The 15,946-nt window shown below is 59.1% G+C and carries 17 protein-coding genes; 3 read left to right on the top strand and 14 right to left on the bottom strand.

The window, feature by feature from the left end:
- Position 1 precedes the first annotated feature (1 nt).
- The 5 genes from ACJ8QI_RS08720 to ACJ8QI_RS08700 all read right to left on the bottom strand — a co-directional run bounded on the left by ACJ8QI_RS08720 (position 2) and on the right by ACJ8QI_RS08700 (position 4,476).
- Positions 2-1,609, bottom strand: coding sequence for a hypothetical protein (locus ACJ8QI_RS08720; protein WP_442532381.1), 1,608 nt, complete (start codon positions 1,607-1,609; stop codon positions 2-4).
- 79 nt (positions 1,610-1,688) lie between these two features.
- Positions 1,689-2,213 (bottom strand): hypothetical protein, encoded by a 525-nt coding sequence (locus ACJ8QI_RS08715; protein ID WP_100395736.1) that lies wholly within the window; start codon positions 2,211-2,213, stop codon positions 1,689-1,691.
- Positions 2,214-2,665: 452 nt separating this feature from the next.
- Complete coding sequence (locus ACJ8QI_RS08710) at positions 2,666-3,505, bottom strand: PfkB family carbohydrate kinase (RefSeq protein ID WP_060418696.1); 840 nt, start codon at positions 3,503-3,505, stop codon at positions 2,666-2,668.
- Between the two features lie 3 nt (positions 3,506-3,508).
- Positions 3,509-4,225 (bottom strand): glutamine amidotransferase, encoded by a 717-nt coding sequence (locus ACJ8QI_RS08705; protein WP_060418700.1) that lies wholly within the window; start codon positions 4,223-4,225, stop codon positions 3,509-3,511.
- Positions 4,222-4,476: a hypothetical protein gene (locus ACJ8QI_RS08700; protein ID WP_004938217.1), complete on the bottom strand. Its 255-nt coding sequence runs from the start codon at positions 4,474-4,476 to the stop codon at positions 4,222-4,224. The genes ACJ8QI_RS08705 and ACJ8QI_RS08700 overlap by 4 nt, the downstream gene beginning before the upstream one ends.
- Before the next feature lie 66 nt (positions 4,477-4,542).
- Between ACJ8QI_RS08700 and ACJ8QI_RS08695 the strand changes: the two genes are divergently transcribed.
- Positions 4,543-5,847, top strand: coding sequence for an aminotransferase class I/II-fold pyridoxal phosphate-dependent enzyme (locus ACJ8QI_RS08695; protein ID WP_442532380.1), 1,305 nt, complete (start codon positions 4,543-4,545; stop codon positions 5,845-5,847).
- Here the strand turns inward: ACJ8QI_RS08695 and ACJ8QI_RS08690 are convergent.
- The 3 genes from ACJ8QI_RS08690 to nudI all read right to left on the bottom strand — a co-directional run bounded on the left by ACJ8QI_RS08690 (position 5,844) and on the right by nudI (position 8,324).
- A complete protein-coding gene (locus ACJ8QI_RS08690) occupies positions 5,844-6,830 on the bottom strand; it encodes an MsnO8 family LLM class oxidoreductase (protein ID WP_060418708.1) in 987 nt (328 codons plus the stop codon). The genes ACJ8QI_RS08695 and ACJ8QI_RS08690 overlap by 4 nt on opposite strands.
- 138 nt (positions 6,831-6,968) lie before the next feature.
- Positions 6,969-7,805, bottom strand: a complete 837-nt coding sequence (gene pbpG, locus ACJ8QI_RS08685; RefSeq protein WP_442532379.1) for a D-alanyl-D-alanine endopeptidase — start codon at positions 7,803-7,805, stop codon at positions 6,969-6,971.
- A gap of 93 nt (positions 7,806-7,898) precedes the next feature.
- Positions 7,899-8,324, bottom strand: a complete 426-nt coding sequence (nudI, locus tag ACJ8QI_RS08680) for a nucleoside triphosphatase NudI (RefSeq protein WP_197779359.1) — start codon at positions 8,322-8,324, stop codon at positions 7,899-7,901.
- Between the two features lie 230 nt (positions 8,325-8,554).
- Here nudI and ACJ8QI_RS08675 point away from each other — a divergent pair, with 230 nt between their 5' ends.
- Positions 8,555-9,985: an SH3 domain-containing protein gene (locus ACJ8QI_RS08675; protein WP_442532378.1), complete on the top strand. Its 1,431-nt coding sequence runs from the start codon at positions 8,555-8,557 to the stop codon at positions 9,983-9,985.
- Positions 9,986-10,050: 65 nt separating this feature from the next.
- Here the strand turns inward: ACJ8QI_RS08675 and ACJ8QI_RS08670 are convergent, their stop codons facing one another.
- Complete coding sequence (locus ACJ8QI_RS08670; RefSeq protein ID WP_060418720.1) at positions 10,051-10,803, bottom strand: hypothetical protein; 753 nt, start codon at positions 10,801-10,803, stop codon at positions 10,051-10,053.
- Between the two features lie 257 nt (positions 10,804-11,060).
- Between ACJ8QI_RS08670 and ACJ8QI_RS08665 the strand changes: the two genes are divergently transcribed.
- Positions 11,061-12,089, top strand: coding sequence for a transporter (locus tag ACJ8QI_RS08665; protein WP_084827756.1), 1,029 nt, complete (start codon positions 11,061-11,063; stop codon positions 12,087-12,089).
- Here the strand turns inward: ACJ8QI_RS08665 and ACJ8QI_RS08660 are convergent, their stop codons facing one another.
- From ACJ8QI_RS08660 to ACJ8QI_RS08640, 5 genes are all read right to left on the bottom strand, one after another.
- On the bottom strand, positions 12,090-12,623 hold the full coding sequence (locus ACJ8QI_RS08660) for an SRPBCC family protein (protein WP_060418727.1): 534 nt from the start codon (positions 12,621-12,623) through the stop codon (positions 12,090-12,092). It lies immediately after the preceding gene.
- A gap of 3 nt (positions 12,624-12,626) precedes the next feature.
- A complete protein-coding gene (locus tag ACJ8QI_RS08655; RefSeq protein WP_004938187.1) occupies positions 12,627-12,974 on the bottom strand; it encodes an ArsR/SmtB family transcription factor in 348 nt (115 codons plus the stop codon).
- Between the two features lie 82 nt (positions 12,975-13,056).
- The gene (locus ACJ8QI_RS08650) at positions 13,057-14,283 is read right to left on the bottom strand and encodes a Zn-dependent hydrolase (RefSeq protein WP_442532377.1); all 1,227 of its coding nucleotides are present in this window, start codon (positions 14,281-14,283) and stop codon (positions 13,057-13,059) included.
- Complete coding sequence (locus tag ACJ8QI_RS08645; RefSeq protein WP_060439876.1) at positions 14,280-14,771, bottom strand: L-2-amino-thiazoline-4-carboxylic acid hydrolase; 492 nt, start codon at positions 14,769-14,771, stop codon at positions 14,280-14,282. The genes ACJ8QI_RS08650 and ACJ8QI_RS08645 overlap by 4 nt, the downstream gene beginning before the upstream one ends.
- Positions 14,772-14,789: 18 nt before the next feature.
- Positions 14,790-15,893 carry a branched-chain amino acid ABC transporter substrate-binding protein gene (locus tag ACJ8QI_RS08640; protein WP_369803927.1) on the bottom strand — a complete coding sequence of 368 codons (1,104 nt, stop codon included), beginning with the start codon at positions 15,891-15,893 and terminating at the stop codon, positions 14,790-14,792.
- Positions 15,894-15,946 lie beyond the last annotated feature (53 nt).

Here is a 15,946-nt window from a genome sequence, read left to right as displayed (position 1 = left end):
ATTATTCTTCCGCTGCATTGATCATATTGTGGTAATCCTGGTGCCACTCGGCAGGCAGCGTTTTCAGCACGTTTTTAGGGCGTTGGTGATATTCGTCTTCATAGAGGTGTTGAACCAGCGCGTCACCGACCAGCACGCCGTTAGCATAAAAAGTACTGAGGGTGCATTGCGTTTTTTGCAGCGGAGAGTCAGCGCTGAGTTGCAGGTTATAAACGGTTAACTCACCGGACTGGAGAGAGAGGGCGGTAATTTCGCACTCACCGTGCCGAGTTTTAAGACGCATGCCTGAGGTCAATTCACGGGCAAGACAAATACCGTTTGCGGTGACGAAAGGGTGCCCCAGGCTGGCTTTTATGCGATATTCACGTGCCGCCTGGTCGCGGGCGGTAATATCAATGTAATGCTGCTCCTGCCCCGTGGTGATATTCTCAATGCGTCTGGGGTAGTTATTGCCGCAAATAACGAATTCATCTGCCGTGAGGGCCTTTATCGGCTTTTCTGTCCCATCCTGCATTAAAATCAACGTATCCTCTGCCAGGCAGCCATAAATAATCTGCATCGGTTTGATTTGTACGGTATTGAGCAGGCGGCGATCCGGATCGCTTTCTTTGGGCGCGTTAGTAATAAAGGCGGCGATGCTGCGGCCTTCGACATCAAGCGTAATTTTAAAAACGTAATAAACCATCTCACCGGATTCAAAATCGACGCGGTTGAATTTCAGCCAGTCAAGATCCCAGGTGATGTTATTTCCGCTGATTCGGGTTGCGGCAGAATTAAAAATATTATAGCCGCCGTAAGGGGTGATCGGATCGCCGCCGGCACGGGTGCGGATAAGATAAATGGTATTGCTGGCGTTGACCGGCTTGCCATTGCTGAGATCAATATTGCCAAAATAGGTGATGTTGCCTTTTATCGGCACTTTAACCGTGCCGTCCTGATCGTAGCCGGTGCGATAATCACAGTCGCCATCGTCACGCGTCAGGCAAATCTTGATCATGCGCTGGTTATACAGATTCCTCGGGGAATCGTTGATCATTTCTTTCGGGTAGCTTTGCGTCGTGACGATTTCGGCGCCGTAAACGGTTTGCTGGCCGACCGTTTGCGCGAAGGTATAGATCACCGTAACCGGAAAGCTGCCGCCGGTCTGGCTTTGCGGATAGTCACCGCTGGCACCGATGGTGCAGTCCGCCGTGTAAACGTAGTCGCTTTTGTATTCCACCTTGCCGACGTTATCGGCGCCGCCGTCGAACAGGCCGAGGGTTTGCGTCACATTGGTCGCCTGAACCGGCAGAGAGCCGATGGCGTCGGTTTGATAACGTTTACCGTCGGTGGAATCCAGCCTGACGATGCTGTACACCGGCTGAGCGCCGCTGGTGTTGGCCTCGCTCATCCGGCCTGCGACCCGTTTGACACGTTTCGTCTGCTGCCAGAGCTGGGTGAATTGCGGTGCGGCGGCGGCGGTGACGCCGGCCAGTTTTAATTGAATATCATAAAATTCGGTTAAAACCGGATCGCCTGGCTCGATAAGAAATACGCCGCTGTTCTCGTATCGGTCGATAACGTTTTTTACGATGCGTTTCTCATCTGACGTATAATCTTTTGCGAGCATAATATCGGCACCAATAAATTAATGGCATTGCCAGAGATGCACGCCATCATCATGGCGTGCCCATCGTTTTTAACAGGCGTTATTTGCAGGTTTCTTTACAGTAAGCGTAAATGGCGCTCAGGCAATCTGAAGATAAATACTGTTCGAATTCCGCATCGGTGGGTTCAATATCGACATCCAGCGTCATTGCATAAAGCTCTTGAGCAAACATGTCTTTAGTGGCAGCGGGTTTGTTTTTAAAATAGGCTTTTATTTTGCCTTTGCTCACTTTCCGAATCCAGGCAAACTCACCGCCAATGGCCACTTTCCCGGTGAAAGTGAAGTCTTTACTGGTATAAACGCTGATGTCATTGGGGTAAACCTGATATCTTACCACCTGTTCCACGCCGATATTTTGATTGGTTTCTTCCCATGTTTCTCTTTTTATTACATTCAACGCAAAGTTTTTTCCATCGACCGGGCCATCTTTAGCATCGGCGGTGCCGCCAAATAACATCGGGCAACCTCTGGCAAAACCTTCGTTCTTTAACCCTAATAGAATAAAATCGGAATTGCCGACAGCTTTGGGCGCGCTATCAAGAATGACATACTTTTTAATAGGCATAGTCAGATCCTTATACGCAGGATGGTATAAAAAGGAGGTGGTGAATCGCTTTGTCGCCGCGTTTTACTCACATTCAACAATAGCAATGGCGCCTGAAAAAGCAATACATACATAAAAATAAATTAAGTGTTTATTCTTGCATAACAGATAATCAATAAAATCACGGCGTTGTAAAAGAGGAGGAATAGTTTAAGAAATCAAAAAAACAGAATGTTTTTTGCGGTTTTTATTTTCTTATTGGCTTTAATTTTAATAAATCAATGTGTTGAGTGTGGTTATGATTTTAAATGGCTCTAATCATTAGTTGTTTAATCTTTTATATATAGTGAATTAATTTATCATTACTGTGCGCATCATTGACGGAGTAATAAATAAAATTCGCAGCGGAATGATTGCCACGGTGAGCAATCAAGACGGATGAGGCGGGGCAGCAGGCTGCCCCAGGTCAGGGTTTAGGTTAACGCCCGCAGGCTGCCGATCTCTTCCCAACCGAAATGCGCCGCTTCGGCCAGCACGTCGCACACTTCGCCGCCGGCGGCAACCACTGCTGCGTCGAGCGCGGTGCCGTGCAGCAGATGGCTCACCAGCAGTGCGGTGAACAGATCGCCGGTGCCTTTGACCGCCGATTTGACCTTCGGATGGGTAAAGCACTGCGCTTCCTGCCGGGTGACCAGCATTAAACCCACTTCGTCTTCGTGCTGTGCCACGCCCGGCGCGCTGGTGACCAGCACCCATTCGGTGGTGTCGTTCAACAGCGCCTGCGCGGCGTGTTGCGTCTGCTCCCGGCTGCTCAAAGAGCGGCCGCACAGCTGCTCCAGTTCGAAACCGTTCGGCGTCAGGCCGTTGGCCAGCCGCAGGAACGGCGAGCGATAGCAGTTGACGATGCGCTCATCCACGTAGATCCCTTCGCCGTAATCGCCCATCACCGGATCGATATAGATCTTTATCTGCGGATTGAGGGCGCGCACCCGCTGCAGCCAGTTGGCCAGAATATGGCACTGCATCACGTCGCCCAGATACCCGACGATCACCGCCCGGGTGCGTTTCATCACGCCGCGGGCGATCAGATCGTCGAGAAAGCCGCCGAACCACTCGCCGGAGATGACGCCACCGTGCGGTTTGCCGTAATAGGGTGGGCAGCCGAACAGCACGCTGGGCACCTGCAGCGCTTCCAGCCCCTTTTTCAGCAGGGCGCGGTAGGCGATACCGTTGCCGACGCTGCCGTAGACCACCTGAGATTGAATGCTGATCACGTCGATGGACGGTGACCGTAAGGGTGAAGTCTGTTGCATGAGTTACATCCTTGGTTCGTTATTATCCAGCCAGCGGGCGAACACCTGCCGCGCACGCTGTTCCAGCTGTGTGCCGTGGCGCGCCGCCTGTTCGCGCAGGCTTTGGGGCGCAACGCCGGCCAGTTCCAGCTCGCAGGCATGGCCAATCAGCCAGCGTTCGATATCGCGATGATCCGCCTCCAGATGGAACTGCAGGCCGAGCGCAAACCCCTGATAGTCGAAGGCCTGATGCGGACAAACCGCCGTGCCGGCCAGGCAGCGGGCGCCCTCCGGGATCGTGAACATATCGCCGTGCCAATGCAGCACCGGCGTATCGGCCAGCGGCGCTAGCGGCGAGTCGTCTTCCGCCGCTAGCGTGGTCAGCGGGGCGAAGCCGATCTCTTTGACGCCGAGCGAGATCACGTCGGCGCCCAGCGCCTGGGCGATCACCTGAGCGCCGAGACACACCCCGAGGGTCGGCCGCCGCTGCGCCAGGCGCTGTTTGACCAGCGCCAATTCATGGTCGAGAAAATCATAGCGCAGCGCGCCGGAAAAGTGCTGGGCAGCGCTGATCGGCCCGCCGAGCACCACCAACAGATCGGTCTCTTCATTATTGATAGCACGAATATCATCGCGGCCGGCATCGTAATAGTCGATCTGATAGCCACGCAGCGAGAGCAGGGAACCGAGGATGCCCAGGTTTTCAAAATTGACGTGTCGAATGGCGACGGCTTTTTTCATTGTTTAACCTCGTGAGCGTGGGTGAACGGCGTCAGCGCCAGCGACTCGCCCAGCACGGTGATGCCTTGCGCGCCGCTCTGGTAGACGATACGGCGTTCGCTGACCTGGCTGAGCTGCACCTGATAACCCTGCGCAGCCGGGAACAGCGCGCAGGCCTGCTCCAGCTGATCGGCGGCCCAGGGGGTGAACATCTCCAGGCGGGCAAAGGCTTTTCCTGCATACTGAATGTCGAGCACGTAATGTTTATCCATGGAACCCCTTACTTTTGGCCGCGGAAGCTGCTAATCTTTTTTGAACTAGTACAAAAGGATTTATGTATGACTTCATTGTATGCAAAAGGCGGCGGCGCTGTCCAGATTGCCGAGCAGATCGCCGCACGCATCAAAGGCGGCACGCTGCGGCCGGGTGAGCTGCTGCCACCGGTACGCCAGCTGGCGGCGGAGCTGGAGGTCAATGCGAATACCGTCGCCAGCGCATACGGCCGATTGCGCGATGCCGGTCTGGTGGCGACGCGTGGGCGGGCGGGAACGGTGGTGCTGGAACCGCCGCTGGCGGCGGTGAGTGCGGCCTATACGCCGCGCCAGGTGCCGGCGGGAATGTGCGATCTGGCCAGCGGCAATCTGGATGCCGCCCTGTTGCCGGCGTTGGCGCTGGGCGCGGCGGAGGGATTCCCGCAACAAAACGGCTATGACATCAGCGGCGATCTCCCGGTGCTGACCGGCCTGGGGCGCGAGTGGCTCGGCCGCCAGGGCGTTAGCCTGGGGGAGCCTGCGGTATTCTCCGGCGCGCTGGACGCGATGGAAAAGGCACTGCGCTGCCATATGCAGCCGGGCGCGGCGGTGTGGGTGGAAGATCCCTGCTGGCCGCCGCTATTGACGCTGCTGCGCCACCTGCGTTTGCGGCCGCTGCCGCTGGCGATGGATGAGCAGGGATGCCGGTTGCCGGAAAGCGGAGCGGCGGGCGCGGTGATCCTGACGCCGCGCGCCCACAATCCGACCGGCGCCTCGCTCTCTGCGCAACGCGCGCAGCAGTGGCGGCGTTTTCTCAGCGCTAATCCGCAGTGTCTGGCGATCGTCGACGACTTCTGGGGGCCGCTGTCGCAGCAGCCGCTGCATCTGCCGTTCGACGGCGATCGCGGCCTGTACGTGCTGTCGCTGAGCAAGTTTCTCAGCCCGGATCTGCGCATCGCGCTGGCCTGCGGTAACCCGACGTTGCTGCAGGCGATGCGCGCCGATCAGTACATCAGCGAACGCTGGGTCAGCCATATCTTGCAGCAGATTGCCGCCAGACTGTGGGGGCAGGCCTTGCAGGAGGGGCAGCTGCAGCGGGCGCAACAGGCGTATCAAGCCAGAAGGGATGAGCTGGTGCAGCGGATCAACGCGCTGAATCACACGGCGCTGGCGGTGGGTGAAGGGCTGCATCTGTGGTTGCCGGTGCGGTCGGAAACCGCCGCCGCGCAGCTGATGGCGCAACGGGGGTGGCTGGTGCAGGGCGGTGAACCTTTCCGCCTGAAGGGCGACCCTGCGATCCGCGTCAGCCTGGCCAACGTCGTGCCGGCGCAGCTGGCGCCGCTGGCGCAGGATCTGGCCGACGCCATGCGGGCCAGCGCGGCGATCAACTAGGCCGGCGTCAGGCTCTCCTCCGCCAGCAGCTGCAGTGAGGTGAGCCGGGCGCTCGGTTCGCCGATCGGCGTGTCGATGATGAACTCGTCCACGCCGTAGCGCTGCTGCAGCTGCGCCAGTTGCTGATGCACCTGCGGCGCAGTGCCGAGCAGGATATGGCTTTCTCGGGGTTCGATGCGGTAGTCGGTGGCGCCGGCCTGCTGCACGAAACTCTCCGCCTGGGCCAGGCTGCCGACGGTCACGCTCTGCTCACCGGCGACGTGCACGCGGTATTGCTGAATATCCGCCGCCAGCGCCGCGGCCTGTTCCGCGTTTGGCGCCGCGATCGCCGCCACCGCCAGCAGCGCCTTGCGGCCACCGCTCAGTGCGGTGTAGTGCGCCAGCGCCTCGCGGATATCCTGCGGATTGCCGTTCAGATGCGCGGCGAACACGAAGGCCCAGCCGGATTCGGCCGCCAGCGTCGCGCTCTCTTTGCTGGCGCCGAGCAGAAAGCGCTGGGCGGCGTGCGGCGGCAGCGGTGTGGCGCTCAGTCCCGGCTCGGCGTCGTCGTTCAGATAGGCGGTCAGCTGCGACAGCTGCTGCGGGAAAGCCGGTTTGTTTTGGCGGTCATGAGCGGCCTGCAGCGCCTGGGTGGCGAGCGGCAGCCCGCCGGGCGCTTTGCCCACCCCGAGATCGACGCGCCCCGGTGCCAGCGCCGCCAGCAGGTTAAAGTTTTCGGCCACCTTGTAGGCGCTGTAGTGTTGCAGCATTACGCCGCCGGAGCCGATGCGAATGCGCGATGTCTGGCCGAGCAGGTAGCCGATCAGCACTTCCGGCGACGGGCAGGCGAGCTGCGGCGTGTTGTGGTGCTCCGCCAGCCAGAAACGCCGATAGCCCCAGCGTTCCGCCTGTTGCGCCAGATGCAGCGTGCGCGCCAGCGCCTGAGCGGCGCTTTCCCCGTCGGCGATCGGACTCTTTTCCAATATGCTCAAGGCATAAGCCATTTTCCCGCTCCTTTCCTCATCAGATATGCCTGACAAATACCATGCGGGCGGCGCGCGCCTTAATACTGATTGGCGATAGGATATTCCATTGATCCAAAACGGATTTGGATATGCGCAGAACGGTAAAGCGCCGCGATGTTATCCCTCGAGCCAGGCCTTCAGACGAATGGCGTCACGGTAGTGGCCGTAGCGCGGCTGCGCGCCGAGCAGGATCATCACCACCGGTTGTCCTTTGATGGTGGTGCGCATCACCAGGCAGTGGCCGGCCTCGTCGGTAAAGCCGGTTTTCTGCAGCTGAATCTGCCAGGCCGGGTTATTGATCAGGCCGTTGGAGCTGCGGTAGACCAGTTGGCCGCGACCGGGGCGCACGATCTGCTGCTTGTCGGTGCTGAAGCGGCGAATCGACGGGTAGCGATAGGCGTGATTGACCATCTTGAGCAGATCGTTGGCGGTCGCCACATTACGCGGCGTCAGCCCGGTCGGATCGTAGAAGCGGGCGCGTTTCATGCCGATGGCGCGCGCTTTCTGGTTCATTTTCGCTACGAAGGCTTTGCGCCCGCCGGGATAGCTGCGGCTCAGCGCCGCAGCGGCGCGGTTCTCCGAAGACATCAGGGCGATGTGCAGCATGTCGCGGCGGCTGAGCACCGAGCCGATGGTCAGGCGCGAGTGGGTTTTCTTCAGCAGATCGCGATCGGCGGTGGTGACCTTGAGCGGGCTGCTCATCGGGCGTTTGCTGTCCAGGGCGACCATGGCGGTCATCAGCTTGGTGATCGAGGCGATCGGCAGCACACGGTTCGGCTGCTTTTGATAAAGCGTTTTTCCGGTACGCTGATTGACGACCAGCACCGCTTTGGCATTCAGCACCAACGGCGGCGGGGCAGCATGGACGGGCGCCAACACGAATAGCAGGCTGAACAGAAGAGCGGCGCCGAAGCGCCGGACGGGCAGACGGAGAAAAGCGTGAGATAAAAGCATAGCGACGGCAATAATGACCCTAAGTGATTAAAAAATATCAAAAGAGTCTGCCCGGCAAATGTGAAGGAAATAGGGCGATAATCGCTCAAACTGTTACAGCAGCCCGCGTTGCCGCAGCGTGAAGCGGGTGGCCTCGTTCAGATCGTAGTCCGCCAGGCGCTCGCGCGGCACCCAGGCGTAGTCGTCAAATTCGTCGTTGATCGTCACGTCGCGGTTGGCGGCATGGCAGTCGAAAATCAGGTAAATCATATAGATTTGCTCCTGGCTGCCGTCGGCGTAGGTTTTGATGCGCACGTCGTCGCGGAAGGTCCAGGGCGTGATGCTGTCGAGGATCAGCGCGGCGCCCAGCTCTTCGCGCACTTCGCGCCGCAGCGCCTGTTCAATCTGCTCACCCGGCTCGACGCCGCCGCCGGACAGTGCCCACTGGCCGGGGAATACGCCCTTGTGGGCGGCCATCTTGCACAGCAGGAAGGCGTTATCGTTTTCAATCAGCGGGCAGACAATGATGCGTTGACGCATGGAAGACTCCTGTCAAAAAAACCAAGCCGCAGGGTAGCAGATTTGGTGGAGCGGGGCAGCGAGGAAGGTCGCGTTCTACGCGGCGGCGGGAAATCCGATTGGCGCTTGCTATACCACCGGCTTTGTCTTCTTCAACGGGAAATCAATCGCCGATGTTAATAAGTATCAATTAGTATGATTTCTCTTCAGGATAAAGAACGGACTTTAACCTGTCACGGAGTGGATAACGCATGCTTAATGGAATAAAACCGCTGTGCCTGACTCTCTTGCTGTTGCTGTCGGCCTGCCACAGCGAGCCGGTCAGACCGCCACCTCACGACGCCACGGCGTCTGCTCCTATCGATCCAACCAAGTCGCTTTTTCCGTTGGACAATTATTCGCAGTCTGTCGATAAATGGCTGCCTCCCGGCCCGCAGCGGCAGGTTGCCGTGCTGGATCTCGCCGCCCAGCAACGTCATTTTTCTGCCCTCAAATCCCACTATTTTGGCATGGGGCCGGATGAGGAGTCCCCCTGGAATCCGCATTACATCGCTTCCGTCTTGAGCCGTGAAGCGGAAAGCCACCGTGATGCCGCAATGGAAAAATATCTTGGAAATGACAGCGTTTCCTGGGGGGAAAATTTCAGGACTCACGCTGAGCGCTGGAAACAGCAGGTCAGGAATAATGCGTCTGTCGGCATTGACAAGGCTTATCATTCTTCGGCCAGAGGTATTGCGATTAGGGAAACGCTGGTCAGGATGTTGCCGACAGACGATCCGGCTTATGACGATCCGCGTCTGGCAGGGCAAGGTTATCCCTTTGATAATTTGCAGGACTCTTCTATCCGCCCCGGTACGCCGGTATACGTTGTGACGGAAAGCCGCGATAAACGCTGGAAATACGTCATATCGCCTACGGTGATCGGCTGGGTGCATAGCGAAGATATCGCGGCGGCGGATCGGCGGTTTGTCAGCGAATGGCTGGTGCTGGCAGGGAAAAATTTGGGGGCATTCATTCAGCAGCCGGTGTCGGTACAAGAGGGGGAGCTGTTTTATTTTACGGCGCGTCATGGCACGGTTCTGCCATTTTACCGCCATCGGCAGGGCGTTTTTAGCGTCGCCGTGCCGGTACGCCGGGAGGATGGTCGCGCGCAAATTCGCCGGATCGATTTAAAGGAGGGGGAGTTTGCCGCCATGCCGTGGCGAATGACGCCAGACCATCTTGCCACGCTGATGCGTTCGATGAGCGGCAGGCCCTACGGCTGGGGGAATGATAACTTCAATAATGACTGCTCTTCTGAACTGCGCAGCCTGTTGATGCCTTTCGGGGTGTTTCTTCCCAGGAATTCCGCCGCGCAGATAGAGGCGGCAAGCCGAGTGGTCGATCTCAGTCAGGCGAACACGGATGAGCGGCTGCGCTATCTCAAGGAGCATGGCAAGCCGTTCACCACGCTGGTCTACATTCCGGGCCATATCATGCTGTATATCGGCAATGCGGCGATTAACGGCCGGAGTGTCCCGATGACGTACCAAAATATCTGGGGCCTGCGCCCGGCAGATTCAAAAAGCCGCAGCATTATCGGCGGCGCAGTCTTTTTCCCGCTTCTGGCTACCTACCCGGAGGATCCTGAGCTGACCTCGCTGGCGGGCAAGGCGCAGTTCAAACTGGGTTTTATTGAGTAACGTCTGAATGCCTATCAAGTGGCCGCCTTGACGGTCTCTTGATAGGCGAGGGCAAGCGGGGCGTGTTAATTGCCTAGCCGGTTTTTGATGATTTTATTATGTTCATCCGTCAGGTTGGCGTAATTCCAAATAAACAATCCGCCAAGATTAAAATCCAGAACCTGATCGATAAAGTAATTTAAATTCCAGTCGGTCAATCCCCGGGTCGTCAGGGCCAGAATGCATTTTTTATTCTCGGCACCGTTGGCCAACGATTGTTTTAATGCCGGGATGACATTGGCGACAATATCGTCATCGCTCCACATCGCTGCGGCATAGCAGTAATGAATAAAGCGATCGCACTGGCCTGACAGGATGATTTTTCTGACTTTCTCGTTGAGCTTTTTACCATTTTCCGTATTGGGATGATTGTAGGAATAGCCGGCAATAAAACCCAGGCTGGTCTCTTTTCGGGCCTCTTTTAGCCGTTTCATGGCTTCGATGACCCGTTCGGTGTTCATATTGCATTCGTCATCAAAATCGACGCCGTCCCAGCCCCGGTCTACCGTGGCTTCGACGATCCTCAACACTTCATCCTCATTTGCCGGCTTTTGCTGTGGGGAGCATCCGCCGCCGCCATAAACCCAGAGCGTCTTTCCTTTAAAACCGGGGAGAGTATCGGGTTTGTTTTGCTTTTCCGGGCTCCATCCTGGATGCGCTGATGTGCCCGTGGTCAATCCATCAAGGTTGGTGACCATGCCATACATCATGACATCGAACTCTTTGAGAGGCTGGCCAGTCAGAGACTGGCTCCATCCGCCTGTAATAAACGTATTCATTGTCATTATCTCCTTATTGGTCGTGTTCCTTAAATAAATATGTCTTGCGTGATGGAGGGTACCAGTCTCTATATTCATGTTGCCATTGTGCGGTCGCTGAGCGGGCAAGGGATGAAAACGATGTTGAATGGCGATGACGCTTTTATGACGAAAATATTAATCATCGGGAACGCTGAAAATCATTAACGCCGATAGATAAAGATTGCTATAACAGCGAGGACGATCTGGGTTAACGGCGAGAGGCAGGATAAGGCGTTATGGTGCAACGGTTAGCGGAAAAGATGCATAAGCTTGATTTCGATGATGAAGTGACCGGGCTGATCTACGGCCATGCGTTTCGTTCCGGTGAGCCGCCGGCGCGCCTGAACTCGCAGCAGGTTTGTCAGGCCTATCAGGCGTTGCCGCCCGGCAACGGTTTTATCTGGCTGCACCTCAATCTCAACCACGCGGCGGCGGAGAAGTGGCTGAAAAATCATTTCGCCATTTCCGATTTTTTCTTTCACGAGATTCGCCACGGCTCCCACACCACGCGCATCGAGCGCCAGGGCGACGATCTGTTCGCCGTGCTCAACGACGTGATTTTCCACCCCGAGGACAGTAACCCGGAGACGGCGACGCTGTGGCTCTATTGCTGCCGTGGGCTGGTGGTCACCGTGCGCCACAAACCGGTGCGACTCATTGAACGGCTGCTCGGCCGCCTGACGGCGCTGCAGCTGGCCTCGTCCACTGAACTGCTGGCGCACCTGCTGGAAGAGCAGGAGGACGTGCTGGAACAGGTGGTGCGGCAGGCCAACCAGTATGTCGATACCATTGAGGATCGTCTGCTGACCCGCCGCGTCAAACGCAACCGCGCCGAGCTGGGACGTATGCGCCGCATGTTATTACGCTTTCAGCGCCTGTTGGCGCCCGAGCCGGCCGCGCTGTTTCGCCTGTTGAACCGGCCGCCGACCTGGCTGAGCCGCGAAGTGGTGCAGGATCTGCGGCAGTTTACCGAAGAGTTCACCGTGGTGTTGAACGATCTCGCCAGCCTGACCGAACGGATCCGGCTGCTGCAGGAGGAGCTGGGCGCCAAGCTGATGGAGCAGAACAACCGCACGCTCTACACGCTGACGGTGATTACCGTGCTGGCATTGCCGATCAATATCGTCGCCGGTTTCTTCGGCATGAACGTGGGGGGGATCCCGCTGGCCAGCAATCACCACGGTTTTATCCTACTGGTGTTGCTGGTCGGCAGTTTTACGCTGATCGCCGGTTATCTGGCGTTCAGGCGCAGGGACGAGACGTAATTACAGGCGGGCGCGGTACTCTTCTTCCAGCCGGGCATGGGTGCTCCAGAACGGCTGCGGCGCCCGATCGTGCAGGCGATCTAACAGGATATCCAGATGGGTGTGCCAGCCGCCGGCGACGCTGAGCATCTCGTCGCGGTTGGCCAAGCGCCGGTGGGTGACCGTCAGCAGCACGGCGCTTCCCTGTTCCGTCAGTTCGAAAGTCACCTCGGAAGGACGGCCCTGATCCTGTTCGGCCCAGGTAAAGCTCAGCAGGCGCGGCGGAAACAGGCAGGTGATGTGGCCGCGGTTGCTGACGCAGCCGCCGTGCTGTTTGTACTTGGCCGGCGGTGGTTCGTGCTCGCCCGCCAAATCGGAGTTGCGAAACTCCAGCTCCAGCGGCGCGCCGTTTTCCAACTTCATGGCGCCGGCCGCCAGCCAGGTGGCGCGCTTGTCGGATTCGGTCAGGTAAGCCCACACCCGCTCGATGGGGCCGGGCAGCAGCCGCTGGATGCGCAGCGTGCCGGGTTCGATAATCATGCCGTAATCATTCATGGTTCACTCCTTGGGAGGAAGCTGTTCGGGCTGCAGCAGCGCCTGTTCGAGCGCATCCAGCCGTTCAGTCCAGAAATGTTCATAGGTTTGCAGCCAGTGCATGGCCTGCGCCATAGGCTCGGGTTCAAGCCGGCAGATATGGTTTCTTCCTTGCACGGTGCGTTGCACCAGGCCCGCATGTTCCAGTGCTTTCACGTGCTTGGAGGCGCCGGCGAACGACATTTGCAGCGGCGCGGCCAGTTCGCCGATGCTGCGTTCACCGCCGGCCAGCGCGCGTAACATCGAGCGGCGGGTCGGATCGGCCAGCGCATGAAAAATGGCGTCCAGCTGTGAGGAAGATAATTCAACCATATGGTTGAATATAGAACAGGCAGGCTAATATTCAACCGTTTTGTTGAATATTTTTTGCCCCGGCGAAAAACCGGGGCGAGGTTCAGGCGTCGGCGTGCGCCAGCAGCGCGTTCAGCAAGACGTCGGCACCGGCGGCGGCCCAGGCGGGGGGGATGTCCTCCCGTTCGTTGTGGCTGATGCCATCCACGCAGGGAATGAAAATCATGGCGGTCGGCGCGACGCGATTAAGGTAACAGGCATCGTGGCCGGCGCCGGAAATCATGTCGCGATGGCGATAGCCCAAGGCTTGTGCGGCGTGGCGTATGCTGTCGATGCAGCCTCGATCGAAAGCGATCGGAGGATACTGAAAGATGCGCTCGGCGCGAGCGGTCAGGCCGCTGCCGTTGACGTGGTTTACCGCTGCCAGCAGGCGCTGCTCCATCTGCTCCAGGGTTGCCTCCTCTGGATGACGGAATTCGACGCTGAAAAAGACCCGGCCCGGCACCACGTTGCGTGAATTGGGGGTGATTTGCGCCATGCCCACCGTGGCGCGCGCATCGGGCGCGAAATCCCAGCCGATACCGTTGACCGCCGTCACCAGCTCGGTGAAGCCCAGCAGGGCGTCGCGGCGGCGATCCATCGGCGTGGTGCCGGCATGGGCGCTGAAGCCGACGACTTCCAGCTCGTACCAGCGCTGCCCTTGTGCGGCGGTCACGACGCCGATGTCGAGATGTTCCGCTTCCAGAATCGGCCCCTGTTCGATGTGCAGCTCGAAGGCGGCGTGGATCGGCATGCCGCCCACCGGATGCTCACCGGCGTAGCCGATGCGTTCCAGCGCCTCGCCGAGGCTGATGCCATGCTCGTCGCGGCGCGACAGGCCGTACTCGAGATCGAATACCCCGGCGAACACCCCGGAGGCGATCATCGCCGGCGCGAAGCGCGCGCCTTCTTCGTTGGTCCAGTTGATCACTTCAATCGCGCGTTCGGTGACGATCTGCCGATCGTTAAGGCTGCGAATAACCTCCAACCCGGCCAGCACGCCGTAGATGCCGTCGAAACGGCCACCCTGGGGCTGCGAGTCGCCGTGAGAACCGGTGACCACCGGCGCCAGCTCGGGCCGCGAACCTTCACGGCGCAGGAACATGTTGCCCATTCGATCGACGCGCACGCTGCAACCGGCCTCCAGCGCCCAGAGATGCAGCTGGTCGCGCGCCTGCCGGTCCTCTTCGCTGAGCGCCAGGCGGGTGACGCCGTTGTCGGCGATGGCGCCGAACTGCGCCATCGCGTGCAGGCTTTGCCACAGGCGCTCGCCGTTGACCCGATACGTCATTGTTCTTCTCCCGGTGTTTTGGCGGTGTAGCGGAAATCGCAGCAGGGGGCGCCGGACATGATGGTTTGGCTGCGCTGCAGCTCGACCTCCGGGGCATAGCCGACGATAAACTGGCTGTCGCGCGCGCAGGAGAGCAGGTGGCCGATTTCCCCCAACCCCATCTCGTGATACATCTCGGCATAGCGGCAGCGGGTGACGTTATAGTCGAAGTGCTGTTCGTCCTGGTTGATCACCTCGACGCGCAGCGCATCGTCTTTTTCCCACAGGTACTGCAAGGCGGCGAAGCTGCGCAGATCCGCGCCGTTCGGCTCCTGTGCGGCGAACTGCTTGCCTGCCGCGATGGCGGCATTCTCGATGGCTTCGCCGATCACCGCCTGAGCGCGCACCTTGCCGATTTCACGCACCAGAATCTGGTAGATCGGTTTGATGATCTCCGCTTCGATCTTTCTGCGGGCCAAAATGCCCAATTCGTTGTTTGCACAGCTCATCGCCTTGCTCCTCTTGATTTATTGTGGTTTGGCGCCGCCCAACACGGTTTGCGGCTGCCATTTGCCGTCCACGACCCGGTACAGGGTGAAGCTCGGCTGTTGCAGGTTGCCCTGCGCATCGAAGGCAATGGCGCCGGTCACGCCCTGGTAATGTATGGCGCGCAGTTTCGGCAGGTAATCGGCCGGATTGGCCGAGCCGGCCTGCTCGATGGCGGCGATCAGCACCCGGGTGGCGTCGTAGGCGAAGGGCGCATGCAGTTCGATGTGGGTGTGGTAACGATCGCGGTAGGCTTGTTCAAACGCCTTGCCGCCCGGCATCTGTTCCAGCGGCAGCCCTGGCTCCAGTGCCACCACGCCTTCGCCTTCCCGCTGCGCCAGCGTCAGGAAGGTCTGGCTGACAAAGCCGCCGGCGCCCATCAGCTGCGCATTCATGCCCAGCTGTTTCAGTTTGCGCGCCAGCGGTGCCGCCTGGGAATCCACGCCGCCGAAGAAGATCAGATCGGCGTTTTTGCTGCGCACGGTGGTCAGCACGGCGCTGAAATCGACGGTCTTGTCGTCGACGTACTCGCGGGTGACCGGCTGCACGCCCTGGGCCTGCAGCGATTTGATGAACTCGTCTGCCAGCCCCTGGCCGAAGGCGGTGCGATCGTCGATCACCGCGATGCGCTGGGCTTTCAGCGTTTTCACCGCATACTGCCCGGCATAGTTGCCGCCGTCGTCGTCGTGGCCCATCACGCGGAAGCTGGTGTCAAAGCCTTGTTGCGTGTAGCCGTGGCCGGTGGCGACCGGTGCCACCTGGGCGATGCCGGCGTCGTGGTAGATACGCGCCGCCGGGATGCTGGTGCCGGTATTCCAGTGGCCGACCACGCCGGCCACGCCTTCGTCGACCAAACGCTGCGCGACGGCCACGGCGGTGCGCGGATCGGACTGATCGTCCTCGGACAGCAATTTGAAGGTGACCGGTTTGCCGTTCAGCGTCGGCTTTTGCGCGTTGGCGTCGGCGATCGCCAGGCGCGCGCCGTTTTCGAGATCTTTGCCGATGCGCGCGGAAGGGCCGGTCAGCGGCCCGGCCAGGCCGATCAACACGGTGTCGTCCGCCAGCGCCGGAAGGCTCAGGATCATCGTTACGGCGGCCAGCGCCAACGGCTTGATGCGAAAGTTCTGCTGCATGTCAT

The organism is Serratia sp. CY84636, assembly GCF_052166245.1.
GTDB classification, from domain to species: domain Bacteria; phylum Pseudomonadota; class Gammaproteobacteria; order Enterobacterales; family Enterobacteriaceae; genus Serratia; species Serratia nevei.
Note: the sequence above shows the minus strand (reverse complement) of the source record. Positions and strands in the feature narration are given on the sequence as shown.